The organism is Actinoplanes sp. NPDC051633, from assembly GCF_040681735.1.
GTDB lineage: Bacteria > Actinomycetota > Actinomycetes > Mycobacteriales > Micromonosporaceae > Actinoplanes.
In genome coordinates, this window is sequence record NZ_JBFAZH010001194.1 from 1 (window position 1) to 2,319 (window position 2,319).

The 2,319-nt window shown below is 71.9% G+C and carries 3 protein-coding genes; 1 reads left to right on the top strand and 2 read right to left on the bottom strand.

Annotation, left to right across the window (positions count from 1 at the left end; genetic code table 11):
* Positions 1-157: 157 nt before the first annotated feature.
* Together AB0M20_RS38905 and AB0M20_RS38910 are read right to left on the bottom strand one after the other, a co-directional pair.
* Positions 158-601 carry an Hsp20/alpha crystallin family protein gene (locus AB0M20_RS38905; protein ID WP_364305997.1) on the bottom strand — a complete coding sequence of 148 codons (444 nt, stop codon included), beginning with the start codon at positions 599-601 and terminating at the stop codon, positions 158-160.
* 200 nt (positions 602-801) lie between these two features.
* Entirely contained in the window at positions 802-1,344 is a 543-nt protein-coding gene (locus tag AB0M20_RS38910; RefSeq protein WP_364305999.1) for a CGNR zinc finger domain-containing protein, read from the bottom strand.
* A 97-nt stretch (positions 1,345-1,441) separates the two neighbouring features.
* Here AB0M20_RS38910 and AB0M20_RS38915 point away from each other — a divergent pair.
* The coding region (locus AB0M20_RS38915) for an EamA family transporter (RefSeq protein ID WP_364306001.1) at positions 1,442-2,319 on the top strand (878 nt) is incomplete at its 3' end.

Genomic DNA, 2,319 nt, shown 5'->3' on the forward strand with positions numbered 1-2,319 from the left:
TCCCGGGGGCGCCCGCCGCGGCGCGCCGCCCCCGCCGCGCGGCGCGGTCGTCTACGCCGCCGGCGCCGCGGGGGGGGGGGGGGGGGGGGCCCCCCCCCCCCCCCCCCCACTACTCGGCGCGGTAGTCAGGACGCGCAGTGATCACGACGCGCGGTGATCACGACGTGGTGACGCCCTCCAGGACGGGCCGGCCCTCGGCACGCGAGATCTCGATGCGGCGTGGCTTGGCCGCCTCGGCGACCGGGACGGTCAGCGTCAGCACGCCCTCCTGCCACGTGGCGGTGATGTGGTCGAGGTCGAGGCCGTGACCCAGGGTGAGACACCGCTCGAAGGTCCCCGTGGGCCGTTCCCGCCGCACCCACTGCACGTCGTCGTCGGTGCGCGGCGAACGCTCGGCGCGAATGGTCAGCACCCGGTTGTTCACGTCGACCTGGACCGAGCCGGGGTCGACACCGGCGAGGTCGCAGTGCAGAACGAAGTGGTCACCTGAGCGGTACAGGTCGATGGGCATCGCCATGCCCGCGCCGGAAGCGTCGGCGCCGCCGAACATCTGACCGGCCAGGCGGTCGAACTCGCGGAAAGGATCGAAAGTCAGCACCACGGATGCACCTCCTCGAGACCGTCCGCCGGCCTGCCCGGCGGACACGTGGCGCTCGGCTGAAGATCAACTTGCCGAGTTCGCTGCGCAGCTCTCCGAGGTGTCATCACCGCGGTGGAGCAGCAGCGACAGATATTTTTTAGCACTCACCCGCCGCGAGTGCCAAGGGTTCGCGCCAAATTCTCGCCGAGATTTTCCCGGACCTAGAGGGACCGGGCAGCCTTGCGGGCCCGGTAGGCGTGGACGGCCGCCCGGTTGCCGCAGCCCGCGTCGCAGAAGCGCTTCGAGCGGTTCTTGGACAGGTCGACCAGCACGTTGTCGCAGTCCGGCATGTCGCACACGCGCAGCCGGCTCAGCTGGCCGTCGCGGACCACGTCGGCCAGCGCCATCGCGGCCTCCACCGCCATGCGGTCGGCCAGCGGCGCGTCCGGCCCGGTGGCGTGGAAGTGGTAGGCCCAGCCGTCGTGCCGGACCAGCTGCGGCAGTGCCCGGAACTCGCGCAGCAAACCGTTCACGATCACCACCACCTCGTCCTCGTCCACCTCCCACACCCGGCGCAGCCGCGACCGCAACGCCCGGACCGCCCGCAGCTCCGCGGTCGTGCGGTCCAGCCGCCCGGTCCAGCCCCACTCCGAGAAGAACGCGCCCAGCGCGGCCGGGTCGGGCAGCCCCTCGCCGCCGTCGGTGGTGTTCACCAACGCCACCACGCCCGCGAGGGCGACCTCGGTGTCATGAGCAAAGACCACGTTGACTCCTGTCGGCCGGTTCCCGTAGTGTCATGAGCATAGACCTGTTTCACCAATGACAGGAACCATGACACGAACCATGACACGAGGAGGCGTGATGCGACTCGGACTGGGCCTGGCGCTGCTGTCGGCGGCCACCTTCGGCACCTCGGGCGTGTTCGCCCGATCGCTGCTCGACGCGGGCTGGACGGCCGGCTCCGCGGTCACCGCCCGGGTCGCCGTCGCGGCCGTCGTGCTCGCCATCCCCGCGCTGATCGCCATGCGCGGCCGCTGGCACGCCGCCCGCCGGTCACTGGGCACCATCGCGCTCTACGGCGCGTACTCGGTCGCGGGCACCCAGGTGGCCTACTTCTACGCGGTGCAGCACCTGCCGGTGAGCGTGGCGCTGCTGCTGGAGTATTCCGGGATCCTCGTGGTGGTGCTGTGGATGTGGGCGCGGCATGGCCAGCGCCCGGCGCGGCTGACCGTGGCCGGGGCCGCCGTCGCACTGATCGGCCTGGTGCTCGTGCTCGACCTCGCCGGCGGCGGCGACATCGACATGATCGGCGTGATGTGGGGGCTGATCGCGGCGGTCGGGCTGGCCACGTACTTCGTCCTCTCCGCGCGGGTCGACCCCGAGCTGCCGTCGATCGCGCTGGCCTCCGGCGGAATGGCGATCGGCGCCGTGGCGCTCGCACTGGCCGGGCTGGTGGGCCTGCTGCCGACCGGCGCCACCTTCGGCGACGTGCCGTTCGCCGGTCGCGAGGTGAGCTGGCTGGTGCCTGTGCTGGGCATGTCGATCGTCGCGGCCGTCATCGCGTACACGGCGGGGATCGGCGCAGCGCGGCTGCTGGGCGCCTCGCTGTCGTCCTTCGTCGGCCTGACCGAGGTGATGTTCGCGGTGCTCTTCGCCTGGCTGTGGCTCAGCGAGCTGCCGACCTGGGTGCAGGCCGCCGGTGGCGTGCTGATCATCGCCGGCATCGTCCTGGTTCGCCT